The organism is Lysinibacillus sp. RC79 (assembly GCF_041262405.1).
Classification (GTDB): domain Bacteria; phylum Bacillota; class Bacilli; order Bacillales_A; family Planococcaceae; genus Lysinibacillus.
In genome coordinates this window covers 48,507-72,811 of the sequence record NZ_JBGCCD010000002.1, presented here as the reverse complement: position 1 = coordinate 72,811, position 24,305 = coordinate 48,507, and the positions used below count along the sequence as shown (strand labels likewise).

Annotated in this window: 27 protein-coding genes; 18 read left to right on the top strand and 9 right to left on the bottom strand. The window is 38.3% G+C overall.

Annotation, left to right across the window (positions count from 1 at the left end):
- Window positions 1-181: 181 nt before the first annotated feature.
- A complete protein-coding gene (locus ABH968_RS02620; RefSeq protein WP_053484208.1) occupies window positions 182-418 on the bottom strand; it encodes a YuzB family protein in 237 nt (78 codons plus the stop codon).
- A 341-nt stretch (window positions 419-759) separates the two neighbouring features.
- Here ABH968_RS02620 and ABH968_RS02615 point away from each other — a divergent pair, with 341 nt between their 5' ends.
- Window positions 760-1,824, top strand: a complete 1,065-nt coding sequence (locus ABH968_RS02615) for an NAD(P)/FAD-dependent oxidoreductase (protein ID WP_370042297.1) — start codon at window positions 760-762, stop codon at window positions 1,822-1,824.
- A gap of 226 nt (window positions 1,825-2,050) precedes the next feature.
- Here ABH968_RS02615 and ABH968_RS02610 read toward each other — a convergent pair whose 3' ends face one another.
- Entirely contained in the window at window positions 2,051-2,386 is a 336-nt protein-coding gene (locus tag ABH968_RS02610) for a YuzD family protein (RefSeq protein ID WP_370042295.1), read from the bottom strand.
- An 83-nt stretch (window positions 2,387-2,469) separates the two neighbouring features.
- Here ABH968_RS02610 and ABH968_RS02605 point away from each other — a divergent pair, with 83 nt between their 5' ends.
- A complete protein-coding gene (locus ABH968_RS02605) occupies window positions 2,470-2,706 on the top strand; it encodes a NifU family protein (RefSeq protein WP_370042293.1) in 237 nt (78 codons plus the stop codon).
- 49 nt (window positions 2,707-2,755) lie between these two features.
- Here the strand turns inward: ABH968_RS02605 and ABH968_RS02600 are convergent, their stop codons facing one another.
- On the bottom strand, window positions 2,756-3,448 hold the full coding sequence (locus ABH968_RS02600) for a DUF2225 domain-containing protein (RefSeq protein WP_370042291.1): 693 nt from the start codon (window positions 3,446-3,448) through the stop codon (window positions 2,756-2,758).
- A 185-nt stretch (window positions 3,449-3,633) separates the two neighbouring features.
- Between ABH968_RS02600 and ABH968_RS02595 the strand changes: the two genes are divergently transcribed.
- Window positions 3,634-4,005, top strand: coding sequence for a HesB/IscA family protein (locus ABH968_RS02595; protein ID WP_370042289.1), 372 nt, complete (start codon window positions 3,634-3,636; stop codon window positions 4,003-4,005).
- Between the two features lie 394 nt (window positions 4,006-4,399).
- Here the strand turns inward: ABH968_RS02595 and ABH968_RS02590 are convergent, their stop codons facing one another.
- Together ABH968_RS02590 and ABH968_RS02585 are read right to left on the bottom strand one after the other, a co-directional pair.
- Entirely contained in the window at window positions 4,400-4,570 is a 171-nt protein-coding gene (locus ABH968_RS02590; protein ID WP_370042288.1) for a hypothetical protein, read from the bottom strand.
- A gap of 261 nt (window positions 4,571-4,831) precedes the next feature.
- Complete coding sequence (locus ABH968_RS02585) at window positions 4,832-5,353, bottom strand: GNAT family N-acetyltransferase (RefSeq protein WP_370042286.1); 522 nt, start codon at window positions 5,351-5,353, stop codon at window positions 4,832-4,834.
- Window positions 5,354-5,788: 435 nt separating this feature from the next.
- On the opposite strand from ABH968_RS02585, the gene ABH968_RS02580 reads away from it, so the two are divergent.
- Both ABH968_RS02580 and ABH968_RS02575 read left to right on the top strand, forming a co-directional pair.
- Complete coding sequence (locus ABH968_RS02580) at window positions 5,789-5,899, top strand: NUDIX domain-containing protein (RefSeq protein WP_370042666.1); 111 nt, start codon at window positions 5,789-5,791, stop codon at window positions 5,897-5,899.
- A 10-nt stretch (window positions 5,900-5,909) separates the two neighbouring features.
- Window positions 5,910-6,083, top strand: coding sequence for a hypothetical protein (locus ABH968_RS02575; RefSeq protein WP_370042284.1), 174 nt, complete (start codon window positions 5,910-5,912; stop codon window positions 6,081-6,083).
- A gap of 58 nt (window positions 6,084-6,141) precedes the next feature.
- On the opposite strand, the gene ABH968_RS02570 is transcribed toward ABH968_RS02575, so the two are convergent.
- Entirely contained in the window at window positions 6,142-6,633 is a 492-nt protein-coding gene (locus ABH968_RS02570; RefSeq protein WP_053484201.1) for a CarD family transcriptional regulator, read from the bottom strand.
- Window positions 6,634-6,777: 144 nt separating this feature from the next.
- On the opposite strand from ABH968_RS02570, the gene ABH968_RS02565 reads away from it, so the two are divergent.
- On the top strand, window positions 6,778-7,221 hold the full coding sequence (locus ABH968_RS02565; protein ID WP_370042282.1) for a MarR family winged helix-turn-helix transcriptional regulator: 444 nt from the start codon (window positions 6,778-6,780) through the stop codon (window positions 7,219-7,221).
- Between the two features lie 287 nt (window positions 7,222-7,508).
- On the opposite strand, the gene ABH968_RS02560 is transcribed toward ABH968_RS02565, so the two are convergent.
- Window positions 7,509-8,012 (bottom strand): hypothetical protein, encoded by a 504-nt coding sequence (locus ABH968_RS02560; protein ID WP_370042280.1) that lies wholly within the window; start codon window positions 8,010-8,012, stop codon window positions 7,509-7,511.
- Between the two features lie 176 nt (window positions 8,013-8,188).
- Between ABH968_RS02560 and ABH968_RS02555 the strand changes: the two genes are divergently transcribed.
- The 5 genes from ABH968_RS02555 (at window position 8,189) to ABH968_RS02535 (ending at window position 13,773) form a co-directional block, all read left to right on the top strand.
- Window positions 8,189-8,686, top strand: a complete 498-nt coding sequence (locus tag ABH968_RS02555; protein WP_370042279.1) for an NUDIX hydrolase — start codon at window positions 8,189-8,191, stop codon at window positions 8,684-8,686.
- Window positions 8,687-8,709: 23 nt separating this feature from the next.
- The gene (locus tag ABH968_RS02550) at window positions 8,710-10,461 is read left to right on the top strand and encodes a LytS/YhcK type 5TM receptor domain-containing protein (protein ID WP_370042664.1); all 1,752 of its coding nucleotides are present in this window, start codon (window positions 8,710-8,712) and stop codon (window positions 10,459-10,461) included.
- Window positions 10,462-10,465: 4 nt separating this feature from the next.
- Window positions 10,466-11,212: a LytR/AlgR family response regulator transcription factor gene (locus ABH968_RS02545; protein ID WP_370042277.1), complete on the top strand. Its 747-nt coding sequence runs from the start codon at window positions 10,466-10,468 to the stop codon at window positions 11,210-11,212.
- 118 nt (window positions 11,213-11,330) lie between these two features.
- Entirely contained in the window at window positions 11,331-13,124 is a 1,794-nt protein-coding gene (gene cstA, locus ABH968_RS02540) for a carbon starvation protein CstA (RefSeq protein ID WP_370042275.1), read from the top strand.
- A 319-nt stretch (window positions 13,125-13,443) separates the two neighbouring features.
- On the top strand, window positions 13,444-13,773 hold the full coding sequence (locus ABH968_RS02535; RefSeq protein WP_370042273.1) for a YuiB family protein: 330 nt from the start codon (window positions 13,444-13,446) through the stop codon (window positions 13,771-13,773).
- Window positions 13,774-14,132: 359 nt separating this feature from the next.
- On the opposite strand, the gene ABH968_RS02530 is transcribed toward ABH968_RS02535, so the two are convergent.
- Window positions 14,133-14,615, bottom strand: coding sequence for a divergent PAP2 family protein (locus ABH968_RS02530; RefSeq protein ID WP_370042271.1), 483 nt, complete (start codon window positions 14,613-14,615; stop codon window positions 14,133-14,135).
- Between the two features lie 114 nt (window positions 14,616-14,729).
- Between ABH968_RS02530 and ABH968_RS02525 the strand changes: the two genes are divergently transcribed.
- From ABH968_RS02525 to cysI, 7 genes are all read left to right on the top strand, one after another.
- Window positions 14,730-16,238, top strand: a complete 1,509-nt coding sequence (locus ABH968_RS02525) for a leucyl aminopeptidase (RefSeq protein WP_370042269.1) — start codon at window positions 14,730-14,732, stop codon at window positions 16,236-16,238.
- Between the two features lie 68 nt (window positions 16,239-16,306).
- Window positions 16,307-16,531, top strand: a complete 225-nt coding sequence (locus tag ABH968_RS02520; RefSeq protein ID WP_370042267.1) for a hypothetical protein — start codon at window positions 16,307-16,309, stop codon at window positions 16,529-16,531.
- Window positions 16,532-17,125: 594 nt separating this feature from the next.
- Entirely contained in the window at window positions 17,126-17,902 is a 777-nt protein-coding gene (cobA, locus tag ABH968_RS02515) for a uroporphyrinogen-III C-methyltransferase (RefSeq protein ID WP_370042265.1), read from the top strand.
- Between the two features lie 12 nt (window positions 17,903-17,914).
- Complete coding sequence (locus tag ABH968_RS02510; protein WP_370042264.1) at window positions 17,915-18,655, top strand: sirohydrochlorin chelatase; 741 nt, start codon at window positions 17,915-17,917, stop codon at window positions 18,653-18,655.
- A complete protein-coding gene (locus ABH968_RS02505) occupies window positions 18,655-18,804 on the top strand; it encodes a YezD family protein (protein ID WP_370042262.1) in 150 nt (49 codons plus the stop codon). The genes ABH968_RS02510 and ABH968_RS02505 overlap by 1 nt, the downstream gene beginning before the upstream one ends.
- 74 nt (window positions 18,805-18,878) lie before the next feature.
- Window positions 18,879-20,660: an assimilatory sulfite reductase (NADPH) flavoprotein subunit gene (locus ABH968_RS02500; protein WP_370042260.1), complete on the top strand. Its 1,782-nt coding sequence runs from the start codon at window positions 18,879-18,881 to the stop codon at window positions 20,658-20,660.
- 385 nt (window positions 20,661-21,045) lie between these two features.
- Complete coding sequence (gene cysI, locus ABH968_RS02495; protein ID WP_370042258.1) at window positions 21,046-22,767, top strand: assimilatory sulfite reductase (NADPH) hemoprotein subunit; 1,722 nt, start codon at window positions 21,046-21,048, stop codon at window positions 22,765-22,767.
- Window positions 22,768-23,219: 452 nt separating this feature from the next.
- Here the strand turns inward: cysI and ABH968_RS02490 are convergent, their stop codons facing one another.
- Window positions 23,220-24,290, bottom strand: a complete 1,071-nt coding sequence (locus tag ABH968_RS02490; RefSeq protein WP_370042256.1) for a sulfate/molybdate ABC transporter ATP-binding protein — start codon at window positions 24,288-24,290, stop codon at window positions 23,220-23,222.
- Window positions 24,291-24,305 lie beyond the last annotated feature (15 nt).

Here is a 24,305-nt window from a genome sequence, read left to right as displayed (position 1 = left end):
TTCAGCAAAAGCTAAAAGTAGTTAAAGCCTCCGGACGCAATTATGCCGAGGCATAATTGAATAATTCACAAATAAAAAAAGGATGCTTATGTCGATTTTTTTGGCATAACATCCTTTTTATATGTTCAAATTTAGTATAGTAAGCGTTTTATCATTATATGAACGAGCTATTACGCCTTTATTACCATAACGGATTTTCTTCGATAAATTGATAAATGGCTTTCGTCAACTCTTCAGGAGAATCAGCCTCAACTAATTCACCATTGACGACTGCATAAAACGATTCAGAACATTTTGTACAGTAACTGAGACAGCCATATTCCAAAACGTCGATGTTCGGATCGCGCTCTAGTATTTCATAAGTTTTTTGAGAGCCATTCGCCAAATTACTTATACAAAATTCAACCATTGGATTCATACATGTCACCTCACCAAAGTAATGCTACTCGCTTTTAAAACATTCGTCAATGATTTGAGTTGATCATGAGATAAAAGCAGATACTAAGTAGTAAAGTAGGGCGCATTAACTTTACAAAAGTGAAGAGAAGAAAACGATATTTAAGGAAAATTCGAACAATAACGACAATTTATCGAAGTCCAAGTGATTCAAAAATCGTTCGAAAAAAGCAAGTTATCATTCATTTTGTGAAATCTTTCACAAAATTGCATTCTGATATTGTGAAACTTCTCACAATCGGTTATACTCGTTTGTGGATACTTTGTGAACAATTAATATAAGAGATATAAAAGGAGACTATTATGGGAAAATTAGTACTTTTAGGTGGCGGCTACGGCAATATGCGTCTCATGCTTCGATTATTACCAAACGTTCCATTAGACACAGAAATCGTGTTAGTAGACAGAGCCCCTTTCCATAGTTTAAAAACAGAATTTTACGCATTAGCAGCAGGGACTGCAACAGATAAAGAAATTCGTGTAAGCTTTCCAGAGCATGAACGTTTATCGGCTGTATATGGAGAAGTTGTTGAAATTGATCGTACCGATAAGGTAGTCATTTTAGAAGATGGACAACGTATTGAATATGATGATTTAGCAATTGGTCTTGGCTGTGAGGATAAATATCATGGTGTACCAGGTGCAGAGGAGTACACATATAGCATTCAGACAATGGCGAAATCACGTTCAACATTCCAAGCACTTTGTGGTTTACCAGCAGGCTCTACAGTCGGAATTGTAGGAGCTGGCTTAAGTGGTATTGAGCTTGCAAGTGAGTTACGTGAAAGCCGATCAGATTTAAAAATAAAGCTATTCGACCGTGGTCCTCGTATTCTGAAGGACTTCCCAGAAAAGCTAAGTAAATATGTAAAAGACTGGTTTGTAAAACATAATGTTGAAGTCATTGCCAATTCAAATATTACAAAAATTGAACAAGGTAAAATTTGCAATCACGAAGAAGAAATTGCACTCGATTCTGTAGTTTGGACTGCTGGTGTGCAGCCTGTCAAAATTGTCCGCGATTTGGAAGTGGAGAAAGATAAACAAGGTCGTCCACTTGTAACACAATATTTTAATCTTCTTGATGACGAGAATGTATATGTTGTAGGCGACTGTGCTGCTTCAGAATTACCTCCAACTGCTCAGTTAGCAGAGGAACAAGCAGAACAAATCGTAAAAGTACTTCGCATGCGTTGGAAAGGCGAAAACTTACCTGAGAAAATGCCTGATATCAAATTAAAAGGTTTCATGGGAGCTCTTGGTAAAAAACAAGGCTTTGTATATTTAGCAGATACAACAGTAACAGGACGTATCGCACGCTTGATGAAATCAGGATTATTATGGTACTACAAACGTCAAAATGATTAATTAGATGTGTTAGTTGAAAAGGGATTGCTTCAAATTTAATTTTGAAGCAATCCCTAAGTTTTTCTAGCAATTATGCCTCGGCATAATTGCGTCCGGAATCGGCTTTGTGCTTAGGCCTGCACGAGGGCCGACACGATGTCGGTCATTTCGGTAATGCCACAGGACGTGGCGTTCTTAGACTGAGTTCCTCTATTTCAGCGGATGTTTGGACAGCCGCTGAAATAAGTTAAACAGTTTCGTCAGGTATGAAACCTAAATTTTCAAGTGCAGTAAATACAGGCTTTAATTGCACATAGCCTTCGCCCACTACTTCATCATTTAATAGAACAAGTGGATAAAAAAATTCATCTTCTTGAATGCGTGTAGCATAATCTTGATCGCGCTCATTCTCAATTGGTCCTTCAATATCGATATAGCGAATATCATACCCTTGGTTTGGATATTTTCGATCGATGGCTGCTTGTAGCCACTCATATGTATCCTTTGAAGATGGTGCATTGACACAACTCGCGCAGATTACCGCTGTTCCGTAAATTTCAATCTTTGGTTTCGTTTGTCCCATTCCATTTCCACTCCTCGTGATTCTATATTGGATTTTTTCTGTTGCTAACATTATAATCATTATAAGGAAAGGAGTCGAGACAAATGGCAGAAGTAACAATTAACGATCAAGTTCAAGAGGTATTAGATAAATTACGCCCATTCTTACTACGTGACGGTGGAGACTGTGAATTAGTAGATGTAGAAGACGGCATTGTAAAATTACGTTTATTAGGTGCATGTGGTAGTTGCCCAAGTTCAACAATTACACTTAAAGCTGGTATCGAACGCGCATTATTAGAAGAAGTACCAGGTGTTATTGAAGTAGAGCAAGTATTCTAAAACGACTAAAAAAGTTCTAGCTGATTAATTTAGGCTAGAACTTTTTTTCTTAAACATGGCGAGCGTGTTCTTTTTCTTCTCGAATAATAGCCCATTGTTCCTTAGCCATATCAATGATCTTCGCTTCTCCACCAATACTTTGCTTTTCAATGACCTTTGAAAAGAAGCGTGTAGCATTTTCTAAATCACCGATACGTCGTGATAGTTCAGCAATCATATACATAATTCGAATATCTGACATTTGCGTTGAGCCGTAATCCTCATTTGAATAAGAATCCATATAGTAATCTCGGGCCATTGTCATAAAACGTTGCTCTTGGCCATCGTTATTTAATGAACGATATAGCCATGCAAGACGTAATGTAAGCCCAGCTATAGCGACAAATTTTTCTTTTTTAATCGTACCGCAAAGGAACGCTAATTTATAAGCTTGTATCGCTTGGAATACAGTACGTTCTCCCTTAAAATCATGGTGTACCCATTTTTCTGTAATTTGCGTGCGAATTTCATCTTGCGTGCCAGGGGCAAAATACTTTGAAAAGTCTTCTGTAAATGAAAATCCACAATGCTCACAAACAAATACATTATAATAAAGGGCATTTACACCGTCTGCATAGATAGGATGAAAGTCTGTTTCTGTATGATCTACTTTTATGAATTTAGAGCGTACTTTTAATGTTGGAAATTCTTTTTTGCAATTAAGACATTGAATTTTTTTTTCGTAATAAGGTGAAATCTCCATATTTTATACCTCTTTCATCAACATATTATAACTATTATACCAATGTGAATTTTATAAACATGGATAAAAAATACTAAAAATGTGAAAAATATTAGAATTTTCACTAAAAACACTTTTGAAGCTGAATGTTTGTCATACAATAGTCAAAATTGATATGATAATAAGTAAGAAGGAAGGTGATTGGGATGACAAGTAAGCAAATAATTGAAGTTACTGAAGCGGCTATCTTTCATATTAATGGAATGATGGAGCACAATGAAGAGCAAGGTTCATTCTTACGTGTAGTTGTTAATGGTGGCGGATGCAGTGGCCTATCATATGGTATGCATTTTGATAAAGAGAAAAAAGAAGATGATTTTGAAGATGTACAGCATGGTTTAACAATTCTTGTTTCCCGTGAAGATGCGCCGATTATAATGGGGACAAAAATTGACTATAAGCAATCACTAATGGGTGGTGGCTTCACGATCGACAATCCAAATGCGATCGCATCATGCGGCTGTGGCACGTCTTTCAAAACAGCCAAACGTGAAGGTACACCTGAGATTTGTGACTAATGACTTTCATCAAGAAAGTTGATAAGGGATTGTAAATAACAGTAGAAAATGGTGTGTACACAATCCTTGAAATGAGTGAACACAACCCCAAATACATCAGTTTAGGGTTATAGATACCAAGCCTTTTTGATTTGTATGTTGTGTAAACATAACGAATTGAGGAGGCTTTTTTGTATGGTTTTGAAAAAGAAGAAACGTACGGCAATTGGTAAAATGGCAATGGGGGAGGAATAGCCAAAGATTAAGAAAGACAGGCTATAGGCTTTTATGCTGAGAAAGCAGGGAGCCGTTGTGAGAGCGCAAAAAGGGCTTGCGTGTAATTTTACGCACAAGTCCCTAGATTGATGTGTGAGGGCAATTCTCTCGTTGTTGAATTAGGGGATAATAGCCCTTGTTATTGATTTAAATTTTCTTTGATTTCTTCTAATAATTTTGTTTGCATTTTTAATTGCTTAGTTGTAGTAATAGCAAACCAAATTATAAAAATAATTGGAACTATGTAAAATAACAATCCAAAAATCGAGATAAAGCTAAATATAATATCTCCTGTATTTAAACTATTCATAACTTAAATCCACCTGCCATTTCTTAATTAACTTAGGCTGTTTTCTCAAAGATTGTTGCTTCTCGTTTGGCTATCTTCTTTAACTAAAGCACCCCGTTAGCTTAGGAAGAACAGCGACGCTTATTAAACAATCGCGCCCGATTGTGGTATAAATATTATATTTTTGCTAAGACAGAGTTAACAAAATCGTTTTTTTCTTCTGGATATTTGTGTTTATTATGGGACGGGACGTTGATAGCTTACATTTCTTTCCGAGAGATCCTATTCTACTAAGGATTCTGTTATTTTCCCATCTAGATTTTTAATCGCCAACATCGAATTATCCTGAATGATTCCTGTATCTACGAAACCAAATGAAGCGTATAATGTTTTAGCTATGACATTACTTGTTCGATAAAAGAGGGTTACATAATCTGCTTCCCCATATGGCATATTTTCAATATCCATCAACATTTTTTCAAAGGCAAGTTTGCCATATCCTTTCCCCTGATAACTCTTTTCAATCATAATATGCCATATAAAATAGCTCTTCTTCCCGTAAAAAACTTCATTCTCAAATGATTCATGATCCAACGTATCATAAATATACATCAAAAATCCAACCGCAACTCCATCGGCATAAATGGCAATGGGAGTCGCTGGTATCCCGTCTGCGTTCAACATATGAGCGTCTGCAAAGCTTCTGAGGTTAGTAGTTTGTATAAAGTCTTTCTGGTTTTCTCCAACTTCAAGTGCTATTACTTCATCTATGTTATCCCCGGTTATTTTTCGTAATTCAATCATTTTTTTATCTCCTCTCCTAAGACAAGCCACTTTCACACATGGCCTAAAACATTCCAAATATCATTTCCATAATTCTCAAAATAGGGTACACAAAATATTCAACAATGCTAACTCTTTTTCCCCTGTGATTTCTAATCCTTGTTCCGCAAAATGGCCCGATTGTTGAACACACTCTTCAACTAAACTGCGTCGTTAGCCATCCATGAAGCGCAAAAATCAGCTCTTCACCACAGAAAATGAAAGATGATTAAGTTCTTTCATGGGAGTTGAAGAGCAACAATCTTTACGAAAACAGCCTTAACTTAAAATGCTATCCATAAAGAAATCATAACATAGTAGAGTTTGAGTTGGGAGGAAAATGGAAAATGTGTAACAAGATAAATTGACCGTACCTCGAAGCGATACGAGCGTGTCTAATAACCGTAACAGGCAGTCATTAATCATGAAACAATTAAAGACACAGTTATCAGGGAAGTAAAAGAGGAAACTGGAAGTGAAATCGAAAATCTAAAATTTTTACGGTGTTTCACAAGAAATAAAAAATAGTGTTTGTAATATGTGGTGGTTAGGAATTCCTATTGGCGGGGAATTACAAACGAGCTGTGAAAGTTTAGAGGTCGGCTTTTTTGATGTTAAAGAGGCATGGTTATTAATAGATAATGAAGATTTAAAACATGAATTATTACATTGCTTAAACTATGGAGCAGAACCTTTTTATATTTCTTTTTAATATGAGATAAGCCACGATTTCTTTAATCGTGACTTATTAATGTACAACCAATTCACAATTAGTGAAGTTGTGTTAATACATAATCATAAATTTCATCGGAAGATTTATTAAGAGCTATGGAAAACTCTGAAAAGATAGTATCTTGTAAAGATTGCAGTAATTTCTCTTCTTGGTTAGGGAATTTTTTTTCAATCGCACTATATTCGAGCTTTTTTCGTAACAATGTGTTTAAAAGATTTGCTTGTTTTTGGCGATTACCGGATTTAATTATTTCTAGATGAAATCTCAATCGATGAGTGCTTTGTTCAATCCATTCCACGCCAGGTGATGTGAATGAGTGTAAAATATTGAGTGCTTCTTCTTTTTTAATGATGTTTCTAAGCTGTTTTTTTGAATTGTCAATAGGGGTACGAATGACTAATTGTGGTTCATTTAGTGGTTGTAAAACGTAATATGTTTTTGTAATGTCGTTAAAGGTTTGTTCACAAATATCTTCAATAGAACAAAGTCCATGTGATGAATAAATGACTACATCGCCAACATTGTACATGTATATTCCCTCCAACAAACTATATTGTCAACTTAGTTGACTAAATTAATTGTAAGCAATTAAAAGGTTTTTGTCAACTTAGTTGACGATTGCTGCTGTTTTTTGTATATTAATAACGAAAAATAGGAAATGAAGGTGAACTAGTTGAAGGACGAATTGCAGAATCGAGATGTCATTGATTTGTTGAGCGAGCGTCACGAACTACTTCGAAGACTTGCTGAAGAGAAGTGGAATAAGCATAACGATATTTATATATCAAATTCGGAATGGTATATTTTGGGTATAATTTATAAAAAACAACTTACGATTTCAGATGTAGCTAAAAATGTTAAATTTTCAAGACAAGCAACCCATAAAATAATAAAGAGTTTGGAAGTTAAAGGGTTGGTGACAGTTACGAGTGTCGAACATAGTAAAAAACATAAAGCTATTCGTATGACTGAATTTGGTGAAGATTGCTTTGAAAAAAATCAATATTGTAAAGCAGAAATAGAAAAACAACTGGTCAATACAATTGGAGAAGATCAGGTCAACCGATTAAAAAATATATTAAAGCTTAATTGGGATATGGAGCAGCTGGAAGCGTAAGTAGTCGTTGTTTAGGTAAGGAAAATGTTTGGAACACAGCTTATAACATGAAAAGGTAGGGTACTGTCTTAAGCCACTTTCGTTCTACTCGAAAGTGGCTTTTTTTTTTAACTTCTTTCAGCAAAAGACACCTGCTGAAAGAAGTTAAAGCCTCCGGCGGATGTCACGGAATCGGAAGGGAGTTCTTTGTGCTAGCACAAAGCCGATTCCGGACGCAATTATGCCGGGGCATAATTGATAATCGTTACTTTACCTTCTCACGTTCTATAAATATAGCGCTATTTTCATTAAATAGCACTTTTCTCCTCTGGACCAAAACCAAATTGTCCGTTTTCTTCAATGACAAACTTTTCGTTATTTTTCGTTTGGAAATAATAAGTGCCTACTGTACCTGTTTCATACTCATAAATGGCTTCCTTAATATCCTGCCATTCATATGTAGTTTTATGGAGATATTCTTTGAAAACAATTTGTGTATTCTGTATAGCGATATAACTTAAAAGAGAAAAATAGCCTAAAACCAGACCGCTCACGATTGTTATAATCGTAATCAAATAGGTGTATTTATTTCTTTTGAAACCAAGTATGATCAACGTTAAAATAATTAGTGTAATTGCTAGGAAAAGCATAGTGAAGTTGCTTATTGGAGTGATCAGCACGATATTATCTCTACTAAAATAAAATGTTTGGGAAATCGTAAATGGCAACATGAAAACAATGATGGGTGATAGTAAAAGCAAAGCTATCGCAAAAATAAAAAGCTTCCCATTAGGTGATAATTCGTTTAACATAAAACTTCCATCCTTTAAATAGAGTGAATATTATGTATTTTAACCGGTATAACATATTTACAAAATTGGAGTACATGCATATTTTATGTTTGAGAGTGAGAAGTAACCATAAAATTCTGAATTAATACTTCTGTATACGGAAAAGCCGTTATAATAGTGATATAGAGGTGAAGATGATGAAAAAAGATAGAGGAAAAGTTTGGTTAGGTGTTGCAGGGGTAACTGTAAATGAGTTAGGACAATGGCTAGTTGTCAAAAAGGCATATAGCGGATTAAAGGGAAGATGGTCATTGCCAGCTGGTTTTGTCAATGCTGGTGAAACAGTAGATGAAGCTGTTGTTCGCGAATTAAAGGAAGAAACGGGTATTGATTGCTACGTATCAGGCTTAATTGGTTTTCGAACGGGTGTGATTCGTGGTGATATTAGTGATAATATGGCGATATTTTATTGTCGGATGAAAGATGAGCAGCAGAAGATTTGCATTCAGGAGAATGAATTATTAGAAGCGCAGTGGATGTATCCTAAAGAGCTCGCACAGGATGAAATGACATCAGTGATGTTAAAGGAAATGGCATCTAACCAATTTGAAAAGCACCAATTAGAGGGGATTGAAGGGATTAATCCAGGAGATGTCTTTGGTTATTCCTCTTATAAATTGTTCTTTAAAAAATAAAATGACAGAGGAGGGGACCGATGATGGAGCTATTTTTGTTTATGTTAGAGCGAGTAGGGCTAATCATTGTGTTTGCCTTTTTAATGTCAAGATGGCGCCTCTTTCGGGGAGTGCTCTTTCAGGATCAAGGGGTTAAGGAAAAAGTTTGGCTTATTATTATTTTTAGTGCTTTAAGTATAGTTAGCAGCTATACAGGGATAAAAATTGAAAGTGGGTCCATTTATCCTTTAAATCAAATGATACAAAGCACTATAAATGCAGAGGAGGCCATTGCGAATACGAGGCTAATTGGCGTAGCAATTGCCGGAATTTTCGGTGGGCCACTTGTAGGTGTTTGCGTAGGGATTATTGCAGGGATTCATCGTATTACCCTTGGCGGTTTTACAGCGGTTGCCTGTGGTGTTTCAACAATACTAGCAGGATTCATTACAGGTGGTTTAAGTAAGCAATTAAAAATACGTCAAACCTTCTCCTATAAAAAGGCTGTTATCATCGGAATTTGTGCAGAGACTTTACAAATGATTGTTATTTTACTAGTGGCAAAACCATTTGAACAAGCTTTGCAATTAGTTTCATTAATTGCGCTACCGATGATTTTTATGAATGCCTTTGGGATTTTAATATTTTTCATTATTATTAAAACTTTTATTGATGAGGAAGAGCGCACAAAAGCATTACAAACACACCAAGCCTTTTCTATTGCTCAACAAACAATAGACCATTTTCGTAAAGGGTTAAGTGAAGAATCCTGCCGAACGGTTGCGGAGATTATTAAAAGAGAGATTAAGGTTGATGCAGTCGCGATTACTGATACAAATGGAATCTTAGCACATGTAGGAGTAGGCGAGGATCATCATGTCATCCATCAAGAAATAATGACGGCTTTAACGAAGCGAGTATTAGTAGAAGGGCGCATTATTACAGCGACGTCCGCAAAAGAAATCAATTGTCCACATGAAGATTGTCCGTTAAGTGCTGCGATTGTCTTACCATTAAAAGTACAGCATAAAACGGTTGGTACCTTAAAGCTATATTTTATCAATGTTTCTTCGTTAACAGGGGCTAAAAAGGAACTTGCTGAGGGCCTCAGTCGACTATTTTCTTCGCAGCTTGAATATGCTGAAATTGAGCAGCAAAGAAAGCTATTAAAGGATGCCGAAATTAAAGCGCTACAAGCACAGGTACATCCTCATTTCTTTTTTAATAGTCTCAATACTATTTCAAGTTTGATCCGAACGGATGCTGATGGGGCTAGAGCATTATTGATAAAGCTTAGTACATTTTTCAGGAGTAATTTGCAGGGCGCTCGTCAAATGCTGATTCCGTTAAAAAATGAAATTGACCATGTGGAGGCTTATTTGTCGATTGAACAAACAAGGTTTCCGAATCGCTATGATGTGCAATTTCACTTGGATGAATCACTTTTTGACGTACAAATTCCCCCATTTACCTTACAGCCACTTGTTGAAAATGCCATTTATCATGCCTTTAAAAATCGTAAGGAAGGCAAAATTGACGTTAAGGTACAGCGAATTAATAATAAGCTATTGCTGTCAACAGAGGATAATGGCTGTGGGATGAGAAAAGAGCAGGTTAAGCAGCTTGGCAAAACGATCATGCAATCCGAGCAAGGAACGGGGACAGCTTTATGGAATATTTATCAGCGTATTCATGAAATTTATGGAACTGAGGCAGATTTTCACATTTCAAGTACGTTGGATGTTGGCACGAAAATTATGATCCAGCTGCCGTTAAAAGCCACAAGATGGGAGTAGAGAAATGTTAAATGTCTATATTGTAGATGATGAACCGTTAGCAAGGGCTGAATTGCGATATTTATTGGAGCAAACAAAGCTAGTTCAGATCATTGGTGAATCGGAGGATCTGGAGGAAATACTGTTGGATCCACAGTTTGAGCAGATCGATTGTGTGTTTTTAGATATTCAGCTAGGCGTAAATAATGGCCTTGAATTGGCAAAACAGCTACAACAAAGCATACTTAAATCTGAAATTATTTTTGCTACTGCTTATGATGAGTATGCACTACAGGCATTCGAAGTGAACGCTTTTGATTATATTTTGAAACCGTTTGAGCAAGAGCGTGTGCAACGTGCAGTTGAAAAACTAGTGGCCAAAAGAAGAGCAACACAGACTAAAACGATAGAAAAATTAAAGCATTTACAGTTGGACAAGCTTGATAAATTGACAGTTTATGTGAATGATCGAATTTTACTTATTAAAATTCAGGAAATTTTATATTGTACATCTGAAGATAGTAAGACGATTGTTGTCACTGAGAAAGGGAGATATTTTGCTTCAGAGTCGTTAGCTACTTTGGAGAAAAAACTCACTTTAAAAGGTTTTGTGCGTGTCCATCGGGCATTTATCGTCAATTTAGAACATATCGAAGAGCTGGAGCCTTGGAGCAGCGCTAAATACAATTTGATTTTGCATAACAGACATTCGATACCTGTCAGCAGGCTTTATATGAAGGATGTGCGCAAGATCTTTCAGCTATCAAAATAACTGCATTTCAACAGTAGAAAACACCCTTTCAACTTAAAATTCTGACATTTCGGTGAATTTTATGAATAATTGTTTTATTCTTTTGCTATGATGTGGAAAAAGTAAAAGGAGTGATAACATGAATGCTATTACAATTGTAATAGGTTCCATTTGTGTACTGATGATTAGCTATCGTTTGTATGGCATATTTTTCACAAAGAAGGTACTTAAGATAAAAGATGATACGCCCACCCCAGCACACGCTATGGAGGATGGTAAAGACTATGTTCCGACGAATAAATGGGTAACATTTGGGCATCATTTTGCAGCGATTGCAGCAGCTGGACCGTTAGTCGGACCTATTTTAGCTGCACAATTTGGGTATTTGCCAGGGCTCCTTTGGCTGTTAATTGGTGCAGTAATCGGTGGTGCTGTACATGATGCAGTTGTGTTATTCGCTTCTATGCGTCATGGTGGGAAGTCGTTATCAGAGGTAATGAAAAAGGAATTAGGTCCTGTTGCAGGATTCTGTACAGGCCTTGCAATGCTTTTCATTATTACAATTACAATGGCCGGGCTATCGATGGTTGTCCTTGGTGCGTTGGAACGAAATCCATGGGGAACTTTTGCGGTAGGGATCACTGTTCCGATAGCGATGCTTGTTGGTATTGCCTATCGTAAAACTGGGAATTTACTTGTTACATCGACAGTTGGCTTTATTTTGTTAATGGTTGGTGTGTTTATTGGACCGATGATTCAAGGGACAGCATTTGGTGATTTTTTAACGTTTGACCGTAACACTTTAGCTATTATTCTACCTATCTATGCATTCTTTGCGGCGGCTTTACCTGTTTGGCTCTTATTAGCGCCGCGTGATTATTTAAGTAGTTTCATGAAAATTGGCGTATTTATTGCGTTAATCATCGGGGTCTTTTTCGTTAACCCAATCATTCAATTCCCACCAATTACAGAATTTATTCATGGTGGTGGCCCAGTGATTGCTGGTCCAGTATGGCCATTCGTGTCCATCACGATTGCCTGTGGGGCTATATCTGGCTTCCATGCTTTTGTAGGATCTGGGACAACTCCGAAAATGATTGATCGTTGGGAAGATATTCGCGTAGTTGGTTTTGGTGCTATGCTCGTAGAATCTTTAGTAGGGGTAATGGCTTTAATTGCAGCAACGGCCCTTCATCCTGCAGATTATTTTGCGATTAATTCAGCCCCAGCAGTCTTTGCTACATTAGGAATGGAGCCGGTTCATTTACATGCATTAGCCGAAAGTATTGGGATGGATTTAGAAGGGCGTACAGGTGGAGCTGTAACGCTAGCAGTTGGAATGACTGATATTTTCACGGGGATTCCTTGGTTTGCTGAACTGTCTTCTTATTTCTATCAATTCGTTATCATGTTTGAAGCGGTCTTTATTTTAACGGCTATTGATGCTGGGACACGTGTAGCGCGCTATTTAATTCAAGATTTTGGTGGCAATGTATACAAGCCGTTGAAGCGTACAAATTGGCTTCCAGGTACAATCTTTGCAAGTGCACTTGCATGCTTTATGTGGGGCTATTTATTGTATTCAGGCGATATCAGTTCGATTTGGGTATTATTTGGCGTTTCGAATCAGTTAATGGCGACAATCGGTTTAGTGTGTGGTGTAACAATAGTATTAAGAGTTGCAGATAAGCGAATCTACGCCTTAACATGCTTTATCCCATTAGCATATTTATATGTCACAGTAAATGCAGCAGGCTATTGGATGATTAAAAATGTTTATTGGAATACAGCGGCTGCTGGTTACAATGTGTTAAATGGTGTATTGTCAGTCATTATGTTAGTTTTAGGCTTAATAATCGTCATAACGGCCTTTAAAAAATGGGCAGAGCTTTGGAAGTCACCAAAGTTTTTATTATCACAAACAGCTTCATAATGAAAAGCGAGAAACTATTGAAAATTAGTCGTATACTAGTTTTCAATAGTTTTTTAACTTATTTCAGTGGGTGTCCAAACATCCGCTGCTGACGCTACTCTTTCGCACAAAAAACATCTGCCGCTGACGCTACGCTTTCGCGCAAAAAACATCTGCAGGCCTAGGTACAAAGCTGATCCCGGACGCAATTATGCCGAGGCATAATTGATTTTACTTGAGTTTCCTAAATATGACGAACAAGCGAAATCAAGGATATGTTCATTGAAAGCGTTGTAGTAATCATGTAAACTAATGAGAGGAAAACGGAGGTTATACATACATGGATGGTCCAGTTTCATTAGTACAGTTAATCATTTCAATTTTGTTATTTTTCATCATGTTCTTTGGTATTGGATTTTTATTGAATATGCTTCTGCGAATGACATGGTTAATGGCGATAGTGTATCCAATTGTTGTTATCTTTATTGTCGATGATGTAAGCTTTTTTGATTATATTTTCAAGCCAGGTTACGCATTCCCAGCACTTTTAGATAAGTTGCAAGCACTGCATTTAGTAGATATCTCAATCTTATCTGGTGGCTTTGCCGGTTCAATTGTTGCGGGAATTGTCATGATTTATTTGCGTAAAAGTGGTTATCGAATGTTTTAACTTCTTTCAGCAGGTGTCTTTTGTACCGAAAGCGTAGCGACAGGTACAGATGTCCAAACATCAGCTGAAATAAGTTAAAGCCTCCGGCGGATGTCAGGGAATCGTAAAGGAGTTCTTTGTGCAAGCACAAAGCCGATTCCGGACGCAATTATGCCGAGGCATAATTGATCTTCTTTCAGTATTCTTCTTTCGATGAAGAGAGGAATACTGATTTTTTTATGCATGTTTCCGATAAATCTAGAAAAGCTTCCGATAAAATCACAAAAGTTTCCGATAAACCGTGAAATCTTTCCGATAAATCACAAAAGTTTTCCGATAAATAAAAAAACACAGCCTCAACATGAGGATGTGTCTATATTTCACAAAATAAATTGGTATGTGATGATGGCGATAAAAATGCCAGTTAATGCCCCAAAAAATACCTCGCTCCGTTTATGGCCTAGCAACGTTTTTAGCTCTTCCATTTTTTCTTGCCCATCCAATTGTGGCCATTTTTTCAAATCATGAAGCAATGTTTGAAAGTCCTTACGCAGTTGATTTAATACGGCTGCATGTTGACCTGCCTGAAAGCGTACTCCACTCGCATCATACATAACGATAAATGAAAACATAGCGGCTACGGCAAAAATTGGGGAATCTAATCCTGTTTCATAGGCAATAGAGGTTGTTAGTCCTGTTACGGAAGCGGAGTGTGAACTCGGCATACCCCCGGTGGAAGTAAATAATCCCCAGTTAATCTTTTTTGTCATTAAAAAATGAATAGGGATTTTTACAAATTGTGCAAAGAGAACTGCAAAAAGGGCAACGAGTAAAGGGGTATTTTGAAGTAAACTCATAATCATCACAACCTTCACTTATAATTGCTTTTATTATAACATTCATTATTTTCTAAAAGCCAAATATTACGCGTTTTCTGAAACTTAGGTATAATAGAATATTGAATGGAGGAATTTAACATGCATATTGTAAAAGAAGCAAAAACATATGAAACGATTTCTACTGAAGTGTTAGTAGTAGGAGTCTCTAAACATCGTGAGCAAGTGCAGGATTGGGCAAGCTTTTCATCATTTTATGGAGAATCCCTTGATGCGTGGATTGGTACAGGGGATGTATCAACTGAGCTAAAAAATATGACGAAATTGCCATTCTTGAAGGACCACGCAAGTCTTAAACGCATTTTATTTATTGGTTTAGATGAGCGTAAAAACTTAACAGAAGGCGATGTTCGTGCAGCATTTGGATTGGTTGGCAAGGAACTAAGAGCGTTAAAGGTTAAAGAATATTCAATTTGGCTTGAATCGTTTACGACAGAGTCGATTACAGTAACAGATGTTGCATTTTTAGCTGGTGAAGGAACAAGTCTTGGTTATTATTCAATTCCTCATTACAAAACAACATCAAATGAAATAGATAAACGTATTGACGCTGTTCATCTTGTGACGACTGCTGATGATTTAGATGAAGTGGTAGCAAGCTTTGAAGTTGGCGCTATTTATGCAAATGCAGTAAATGAAGCACGTAGCTTAATTAATTTACCACCAAACTTACTGACAGCGACAGACTTAGCTAATTACGCAGAGTCCCTAGCAGTCGAGTACGATTTTGAAGTGGAAATTTTAGATAAAGCACAAATAGAGGAACTTGGTATGGGTGGTATTTTATGTGTCAATCAAGGCTCCCATGAAGAACCTCGTTTAATAACATTAAAATATAAAGCGACTGAAGACTTTGAAGATCCAATTGGCCTTGTCGGCAAAGGGGTTACGTATGATACAGGTGGCTACTCCTTAAAGCCAAAAGATGCAATGGTAGGCATGAAGGGTGATATGGGCGGTGCGGCAGCAGTGCTAGGTGCCATGAAAATCATCGGTGAATTACGCCCTAATAAAAATGTCGTTGCAGTTATTGGTTCTACCGATAATATGGTATCTGGCACAGCATTTAAGCCAGATGATGTCATTACGACATATAGTGGTAAGACAGTAGAAGTTTTAAATACCGATGCGGAAGGACGTTTAGTATTAGCAGACGCTACTACATATGCTAAACAACAAGGAGCTACTTCCCTGATCGATGTTGCAACGTTAACGGGTGGAGTAATTACAGCACTTGGTATGGATAAAACAGGTGCCCTTTCAAATGATGATGAATTCTTTGCTGCTTTCATGGAAGCTGCACAGGAGACTGATGAATTTGTGTGGCGCATGCCTTTAACAGAAAATGATAAAAAACGAATTCGTAAATCAGATGTCGCTGATTTAAATAACTCTCCTGGTCGTGATGGACATATGATCTTTGGTGGAGGCTTCGTTGGGGAGTTCGTTGGTGACACACCATGGATTCACCTAGATATAGCAGGAACATCAGATGCGATTGCTGCACATGACCTAGGTCCAAAAGGTGGTACAGGAGTAATGGTAAGTACACTAGCAAATTTTGTGCAACGTTTGGGAGAAGAAAAATAGAATAGGCAATAGACATGTGATAAATGCATCCTCCTACATAAGATAGAATAAAAAAAGGGAGGAAGCTTATGACATTCTTCGGAGGTTTTCCAGGAGGCTTTATGCCAGTAGGTGGGCCGTTTTTCCGACCGCCATTTTTCGGGCCGCCATTTTTTGGACCACCATTTTTCGGACCACCATTTTTCAGACCACCGTTTTTCGGACCGCCGTTTTTCAGACCACCGTTTTTCGGACCGGGTTTCAGACCAGGTTTCAGACCAGGTCCACCATTTAGAGGTCCTCGTAGATTTTAACTTAATTCAGCAGAAGTCTCCCACCTCTATAGGTAATGAGATGAATGCGGGAGTTTAAGTTACTTTTTCAGTGGGTGTCCAAACACCTGCTGAAATAGAGGAACTCAGTCTAAGAACGCCACGTCCTGTGGCAACGACTGAGTGACCAACATCGTGTTGGCCTAAAGCCTCCGGCGGATGTCACGGAATCGTAAAGGAGTTCTTAGGGGATGTTAGCCTAAAACCATCGCATCCATGCGATAACGGCTAACTGACCTGCATCGTGCAGGCCTAAGCACAAAGCCGATTCCGGACGCAATTATGCCGAGGCATAATTGATTTCAAACAAGATAGATCTCAAAAAAACCAGATGTCAGCAAGTGACACCTGGTTTTTTCTTTAGTAGGTTAAAGTAAATAAAAATCATTTTCTAGGCACTAAATAAACTGTTGACAGAATATACTATATTATATATTATTCTTATTATATTACTAAGAATTAAATACGTAGCTGACTAGCAAACTAGAGGCTCAAATTATTCACAGACATTGCTCTGCCTATGAATGATTTGAGTCTTTTTTATCTCTAGGGAAAGACGAGAGGGAGTGAAATCAAATGGGAAAAGTTTTTATAGTGGGTGCTGGGCCTGGCGATGTTGATCTTATCACGGTAAAAGGATTACGGTGTATCGAATGTGCTGATGTCATCCTGTATGACAGACTCATTAATAAGAATCTACTATCCTATGCTAAGAGGGAGGCAAAGCTTATCTTTTGCGGTAAGCTACCTCAGCAGCACGCCATGATTCAAGAGCAAATTAATCAATCACTTGTCAGCTATGCACAGCAAGGATTGATCGTGACGAGATTAAAGGGAGGCGACCCCTTCGTGTTTGGAAGGGGGGCTGAGGAAGCAGAGGTGCTAGCTCAGCATAATATTCCATTTGAAATTGTGCCTGGCATTACTTCAGGGATAGCAGCTCCTGCCTATGCAGGGATTCCTGTTACACATCGTGACTTAAGCTCAAGTTTTGCAGTGGTTACTGGACATATGAGAGAGGGCAAGGATGATGCCATCCAATGGGAAAGTCTAGCAAAAGGAATTGATACGATTGCTATTTATATGGGGGTTGGTAACCTTCCCTATATCCGTCAGCAACTGCTTAAGTATGGGCGTGATAAAGAAACACCAATAGCACTCATTCATTGGGGTACATTTTCTCAACAAAAAACAATCACAGGTACTTTAGCTAATATTGAAGAACTAATGCAGCGAGAAAATATTCAAAATCCAAGCATAATTGTAGTAGGAAAAGTTGTGACTTTGAGGGAAACAATTCAATGGTTCGAGCAAAACATTCCACAGCCACAGTTAGCAGAAATTTCTGTGTAAGGATGTGGATTCATGCAAGCCATTTTATATATCGCTCATGGAAGTAGAGTAAAGGCAGGAGTAGAGCAAGCCGTAACCTTTCTAAAGAGCGTACAACAGGAGATTGAAATACCGATTCAAGAAATTAGTTTTTTAGAACTCGCGACGCCAACAATTGCTGAAGGTATAGCAAGCTGTATTAACCGAGGGGCTACAGCTATAGCCATCGTGCCTATTTTATTGCTAGCTGCTCAGCATGCAAAGCACGATATTCCAAGAGAGATTGATCAAGCAAAAAAACAGCATCCACAAGTGCGATTTACATACGGTGAACCACTTGGTGTCCATGAACTATTAATTGATACACTACAGACTAGAATTTTAGAGGCAAGGATAACTTTTAGCAATGCAAGTGTTTTACTTATAGGTCGTGGGAGTAGTGATCCTGAAGTAAAGAGTGATTTAGCCAAAATTGCGGCCAGATTACGTGATAAATATGCTTATGAAGCAGTAGATATATGTTTTTTATATGGAATGGGTCCTACGTTTGAAGAGTGGCTACAGCAAGAGAAGAATAGGACCAATCAAGTATTTATAGTGCCGTATTTGTTGTTTACTGGGATTTTGCGCCAAAGCATAACAAGGCGATTACAAGATTATGAGAATAAGAACGTTATGTTATGTGAAAGTTTAGGCTATGACGACAATGTAAGGAAAGTTTTAGTGGAACGTATTTATCAATTATTAAGATTTACTAAGGAAGGTGTTTTGTAATGATAGATAAAAGGACTGAAAATGTAAATCTAGCATTAGATAATGTTCGCCAAATTTTAAATACTGTGAACCACGGATCGATTACATTGATTGTGCAAAATTCCTATGTGGTCCAAATTGAAAAGAAGGAAAAAATACGACTTCGATAACGTTTTTCAGCAATTGTTTTTGTCAGACAAATTAGCAAGAGTAGAAAATGATACGAATACGTGAGGTGGCAAGATTGAAACTGCAAGTAGTAAATAGTCCATTTAATGAGGAGCAGGTAAAGCTGTTAAATGAGCTGCTTCCTAAACTAACAGGAGAACAGAGGGTGTGGTTAAACGGCTATTTAAGTGCACCACTAGCAACTATTGATTCTGTTGTCGAAGAAGTAACGCCAATAACAATCACCAAGACAGTGACGATTTTATATGGTTCACAAACAGGCAATAGCCAGGGATTAGCTGAAAAATATGCCTCAGCCTTGAAAGATAACGATGTGGACGTAACCATTTCATCGTTAGCCACGTTTAAACCAAATAATTTAAAAAAGGTAACGAATCTTTTGCTCATTGTTAGCACGCATGGGGAAGGGGATCCGCCTGATCAAGCGATACAGTTCTACGAATTTTTGCATAGCAAGCGTGCTCCTAAGTTAGAGCATCTTCATTATTCGGTTCTAGCCTTAGGAGATAGTTCTTATGAATTTTTCTGTAAAACAGGAAAGGATTTTGATGAGCAGTTTGCAAAATTAGGGGCAACTCTAATCGTCCCTCGCACAGATTGTGATGTAGATTATGATGATACGGCAGCACAATGGTTCTCTGCTGTTCAGCAGGAGTTGTTGCAACAGACCGATATTGCTGCTACATCGACTACACAAAATCAGTTAGCACAAGGAGGCACTACATATTCTCGTAAAAATCCTTTTTATGCAGAAATACTTGAAAACATTAATTTAAACGGCTGCGGATCAAACAAAGAAACACGCCATATTGAATTATCCATCGAAGGTGCAGGTTTCCATTTCGAACCAGGAGATAGTATCGGTATTCAACCAGATAATGATGAGAAGCTAGTAGATGCTTTAATCACAGCGTTACAGTTTGATCCACAAACTGATGTAAACGTCTTCGAAGAAACGCTACCATTAAAGGATGCATTACAAAAAAAGCTAGAAATTACAGTACTGTCAAAGCCGTTGTTACAAAAAATTGGTGCCTATACGGTCCATCAGGGATTTACAAAGCTACTTGAAGACTCTAATTCCTGGAAGGACTATGCAAAAGGAAGAGATTTACTTGACGTTGTGCATGACTTTGCACCATTTATATGGGATGCGCAGCAATTTGTAGGTTTACTACGTAAAATTCCAGCACGTCTATATTCCATTGCTAGTAGTCAAAAGGCAAATAGTGAAGAAGTACATTTAACAATTGGGAAAGTAAGCTATGAGACGAATGGACGACAACGTCTTGGTGTTTGCTCCGGAAGTGTAGCAGAACGTATTCAAATTGGAGATACATTACCGATATATGTTCATAAAAATCCGAACTTTAGATTGCCAGAGCATGAGGATATACCAATTATTATGATTGGTGCTGGTACAGGTGTCGCACCATATCGTGCATTTTTGGAGGAGCGTGAGGAATTAGGCGTTGTAGGAAAAGCGTGGCTAATTTTTGGTGATCAACATTTTGTCACAGACTTTCTTTATCAAACGGATTGGCAGCGTTGGCTTGCCTCAGGCACACTCAGTCAAATGTATGTCGCCTTCTCGCGTGATACAGATAGAAAAATATATGTTCAACATAAAATTGAGGAAAATGCTGTCGCCTTTTATGAATGGCTAGAGCAAGGAGCTGTCATTTACGTCTGTGGCGATGAAAAATCGATGGCTGCTGATGTTGATGCAACAATACTTCGCGTTATTGAACAACAGGGACAAAAAACGCCAGAGGAAGCTAAAGCCTTTGTCAATGAGTTAAAACAGCAGAAACGCTATCAACGTGACGTTTATTAACTTCTTTCAGGAATGTCTTATGTTGCGAAAGCGAAGCGATGAATGCAGTTTCAAGTCACTTTTCAGCGGGTGTCCAAACATCGGCTGAAATAGAGGAACTCAGTCGTTGCCACGTCCTGTGGCAACGACTGAGTGACCAACATCGTGTTGCCCTAAAGCCTCCGGCGGATGTCACGGAATCGGAAAGGAATTCACATAGGATGTTAGCCTAAAATCATCGCATCCATGCGATAACGGCTAACTGACCTGCATCGGTAAAAACGCCATGTCCTGTGGCATTACCGAAATGACCGACATCGTGTCGGCCCTCGTGCAGGCCTAAGCACAAAGCCGATTCCGGGCGCAATTATGCCGAGGCATAATTGATTAAAGGAGCGATAAACAAATGACAGGGAAAATTATTCTACCTCCACAACCAGGGAAGCCTAGTGATGTAGAGCGTATTAAAACCGACAGTAATTATCTGCGAGGAACATTAGAGCGTACGATGAATAATCCATTAAGCTCAGGTATTCCAGAGGATGATAACCGTCTAATGAAGTTTCATGGTAGTTACTTACAAGACGACCGTGATCTTCGTAATGAACGTCAGCGTCAAAAGCTTGAGCCTGCCTATCAATTTATGGTGCGTGTACGTACACCGGGCGGAGCAGCTACTCCAGCACAATGGCTAGTAATGGATGAAATGGCGAGAAAGTATGGTAACGGCTCCTTAAAATTAACGACACGTCAGGCATTCCAAGTACACGGTATTTTAAAATGGAACGTCAAAAAATATATGCAGGAAATTAATGAGGTGTTATTAGATTCTCTTGCTGCCTGCGGAGATGTGAATCGTAATGTCATGTGTAATGTGAATCCCAACCAATCCGCATTACATGAGGAAATCTATAATTGGTCAGCAAAATTAAGTGAGCATTTACTACCTAGAACCCGAGCTTACCATGAACTATGGCTAGATGGTGAAAAGGTAGTTGACACTCAGGATGAAGAAATTGAACCTATATATGGTGCGCAATATTTGCCGCGTAAATTTAAAATTGGTATTGCTGTTCCGCCAAGTAATGATGTGGACGTATTCTCACAAGATATAGGACTTATTGCAATTGTTGAGGAGGATAAGCTAGTAGGCTTTAACGTAGCAGTTGGCGGAGGAATGGGCATGACACATGGCGATCATGAAACATACCCACAGCTTGCTCGTATAATTGGCTTTATCACACCTGATAAACTACTGGAAACAGCGGAGAAAATTATTACGATTCAGCGCGATTATGGAAATCGTTCAGTTCGTAAAAATGCACGTTTTAAATATACAATTGATGCAAGAGGACTTGAATGGTTTAACGAAGAACTAGCGCGTCGTCTAGGCTGGGATATTCAAGAGGCTCGTCCATTTACCTTTAATCGAACAGGTGATGAGTTTGGTTGGATTAAAGGTGCAGAAGGCCAATGGCATTATACATTATTTATTCAAAATGGTCGTATTAAGGACTTTGAAAATTATGAGCTTCTAACGGGATTACGTGAAATTGCGAAGGTGCATACGGGTGATTTCCGCTTAACGCCAAACCAAAATTTAATGATTAGTAATGTAACGCCGCAAAAGAAGAAAAAAATCGCTGCTATTATTGAGCAATATGAGCTGACAGATGGTGCACGCTATTCTGCATTGCGTCGTAATTCAATTGCTTGCGTATCGTTACCAACGTGTGGTTTAGCTATGGCAGAAGCGGAGCGTTACCTGCCTTCTCTTATTACAAAAATTGAAACAATCATTGATGAAGCAGGCTTAAACGATACAGAAATTGTTATTCGCATGTCAGGCTGTCCAAATGGTTGTTCCCGTGCAGCAATGGCTGAGATTGGCTTTATCGGTAAAGGTCCAGGGAAATATAATATGTATTTAGGAGCGAGCTTTACTGGTGATCGCCTTAATAAAATATATCGTGAGAATATAGGTGAAGAGGAGATTTTAGCGGAGCTTCGTCCAATCCTTCTACACTATGCGAAGGAACGTTTAGAGGGAGAGCATTTCGGTGATTTTGTTATTCGTGCTGGTTATGTAACAGCTGTTCACGACGGACGAGATTTTCATCATAAATAAAATAGTAGCCCTGTAGCAAATTTCTTTGCTACAGGGCTTATGTTGTTGTGTCCTATTAAATAAAGTCTGGGTCTTCGGCAAAATGAGGGGTTGATTTCCGTTCCGACTGGGCGCTTTCCTGGGGGCGTCCGATGAGCCGCTTCGCTTCGCTGCAGGGTCTCATCTGTGACGCTGATCCCCAAGGAGTCGCCCAGTCTCCACTCCAATCAACCACTTAACATAGTGTGTATCTTCTGGCGTGTCACTCTAATTTATAATGATAAAACGGAACTTCAGTAAGGTGTTTTTTGTGCAAAAGCGAAGCGTCAGCAACAAGATGTTAGTTGTGTGACTAGTAGCCTAGAACGGAAATCATCATCATTTAAAGCGGCAGAACATTTCACAATATTTCCTTGATCATTTTGTTTTTCAATACTAAGAGCCGTGTAGCAGAAATTTGCTACACGGCTTTTTTAAATGGAAAAATCCTCGGGGATAAAGACTTTTAATTGCTTTGGTTTGACAAACACATGGTCACCAAACTTAAGTTGAAGATTAGTAAATTGTTCTTTAGTCAGTTCGGCCTCTAAAAATTCATCTATATCTTCACGACGTAGCTCAATCTGCACGATAGGTCCGAGCAAGTGAATATGGCTTACTTTGACGGGGACGGTGCCAGGTACGTTAGTTTTCTCAATATGAATATCATGGGGACGTACATAGCCTACTGCATGATCCTCTGTATGTTCCTGTACGTCAGGTACATCAATCGCTAATTCACCATGCATAAGCTTACCATTATGTAACCGTCCTTTAAAGAGATTCACATTACCTAAAAAATCATAAACAAAAGGACTCTTTGGGTTTGTGTATACGTCATCTGGGCTACCAATTTGCTCTATCTTGCCGTTATTCATCACGACAATTCGGTCTGCAACATCAAGTGCCTCTTCCTGATCGTGTGTGACAAAAATGCTTGTAATATGAAAATCATTGTGAAGCTTTCGTAGCCAACGACGCAATTCCTTGCGCACTTTAGCATCCAGTGCTCCAAAAGGTTCATCTAATAAAAGCACTTTAGGTTCTACAGCGAGTGCTCTAGCAAGGGCCACACGCTGACGTTGCCCACCGGAAAGTTGTGTTGGGTAACGGTCGGAAAAATTTTCTAGTTTGACGAGTCGTAGAAGCTCCATCACTTTGTCCTTTATTTCTAATTTAGATGGTCTTGTTTTACGAGGACGTACTTTAAGGCCATATGCGACATTATCAAAAACTGTCATATGGCGAAAAAGTGCATAATGTTGGAACACAAAGCCTACATTTCGTTCCTTTGGATGGCGCTCTGTAATTGATTGGTTGTCAAATAAAATCTCGCCAACATCAGAGGTTTCGAGCCCCGCAATAACGCGTAATAATGAGGTTTTGCCAGAACCAGATGGACCGAGAAGGGCAACCAGTTCCCCTGATTGAATATGAAGAGAAACATCTTCTAAAGCTTGAAAGGAACCGAATTTTTTCGATACATTTTTAATTTGAATGCTCATATGGGCAATGTCTCC

Bases quoted from the DNA above. Each gene is read 5' to 3' on its own strand.
- ABH968_RS02620 (WP_053484208.1), bottom strand. From the start codon at position 418: ATGAATCCAATGGTTGAATTTTGTATAAGTAATTTGGCGAATGGCTCT.
- ABH968_RS02615 (WP_370042297.1), top strand. From the start codon at position 760: ATGGGAAAATTAGTACTTTTAGGTGGCGGCTACGGCAATATGCGTCTC.
- ABH968_RS02610 (WP_370042295.1), bottom strand. From the start codon at position 2,386: ATGGGACAAACGAAACCAAAGATTGAAATTTACGGAACAGCGGTAATC.
- ABH968_RS02605 (WP_370042293.1), top strand. From the start codon at position 2,470: ATGGCAGAAGTAACAATTAACGATCAAGTTCAAGAGGTATTAGATAAA.
- ABH968_RS02600 (WP_370042291.1), bottom strand. From the start codon at position 3,448: ATGGAGATTTCACCTTATTACGAAAAAAAAATTCAATGTCTTAATTGC.
- ABH968_RS02595 (WP_370042289.1), top strand. From the start codon at position 3,634: ATGACAAGTAAGCAAATAATTGAAGTTACTGAAGCGGCTATCTTTCAT.
- ABH968_RS02590 (WP_370042288.1), bottom strand. From the start codon at position 4,570: ATGAATAGTTTAAATACAGGAGATATTATATTTAGCTTTATCTCGATT.
- ABH968_RS02585 (WP_370042286.1), bottom strand. From the start codon at position 5,353: ATGATTGAATTACGAAAAATAACCGGGGATAACATAGATGAAGTAATA.
- ABH968_RS02575 (WP_370042284.1), top strand. From the start codon at position 5,910: ATGTGGTGGTTAGGAATTCCTATTGGCGGGGAATTACAAACGAGCTGT.
- ABH968_RS02570 (WP_053484201.1), bottom strand. From the start codon at position 6,633: ATGTACAATGTTGGCGATGTAGTCATTTATTCATCACATGGACTTTGT.
- ABH968_RS02560 (WP_370042280.1), bottom strand. From the start codon at position 8,012: ATGTTAAACGAATTATCACCTAATGGGAAGCTTTTTATTTTTGCGATA.
- ABH968_RS02555 (WP_370042279.1), top strand. From the start codon at position 8,189: ATGAAAAAAGATAGAGGAAAAGTTTGGTTAGGTGTTGCAGGGGTAACT.
- ABH968_RS02550 (WP_370042664.1), top strand. From the start codon at position 8,710: ATGGAGCTATTTTTGTTTATGTTAGAGCGAGTAGGGCTAATCATTGTG.
- ABH968_RS02545 (WP_370042277.1), top strand. From the start codon at position 10,466: ATGTTAAATGTCTATATTGTAGATGATGAACCGTTAGCAAGGGCTGAA.
- cstA (WP_370042275.1), top strand. From the start codon at position 11,331: ATGAATGCTATTACAATTGTAATAGGTTCCATTTGTGTACTGATGATT.
- ABH968_RS02535 (WP_370042273.1), top strand. From the start codon at position 13,444: ATGGATGGTCCAGTTTCATTAGTACAGTTAATCATTTCAATTTTGTTA.
- ABH968_RS02530 (WP_370042271.1), bottom strand. From the start codon at position 14,615: ATGATTATGAGTTTACTTCAAAATACCCCTTTACTCGTTGCCCTTTTT.
- ABH968_RS02525 (WP_370042269.1), top strand. From the start codon at position 14,730: ATGCATATTGTAAAAGAAGCAAAAACATATGAAACGATTTCTACTGAA.
- ABH968_RS02520 (WP_370042267.1), top strand. From the start codon at position 16,307: ATGACATTCTTCGGAGGTTTTCCAGGAGGCTTTATGCCAGTAGGTGGG.
- cobA (WP_370042265.1), top strand. From the start codon at position 17,126: ATGGGAAAAGTTTTTATAGTGGGTGCTGGGCCTGGCGATGTTGATCTT.
- ABH968_RS02510 (WP_370042264.1), top strand. From the start codon at position 17,915: ATGCAAGCCATTTTATATATCGCTCATGGAAGTAGAGTAAAGGCAGGA.
- ABH968_RS02505 (WP_370042262.1), top strand. From the start codon at position 18,655: ATGATAGATAAAAGGACTGAAAATGTAAATCTAGCATTAGATAATGTT.
- cysI (WP_370042258.1), top strand. From the start codon at position 21,046: ATGACAGGGAAAATTATTCTACCTCCACAACCAGGGAAGCCTAGTGAT.
- ABH968_RS02490 (WP_370042256.1), bottom strand. From the start codon at position 24,290: ATGAGCATTCAAATTAAAAATGTATCGAAAAAATTCGGTTCCTTTCAA.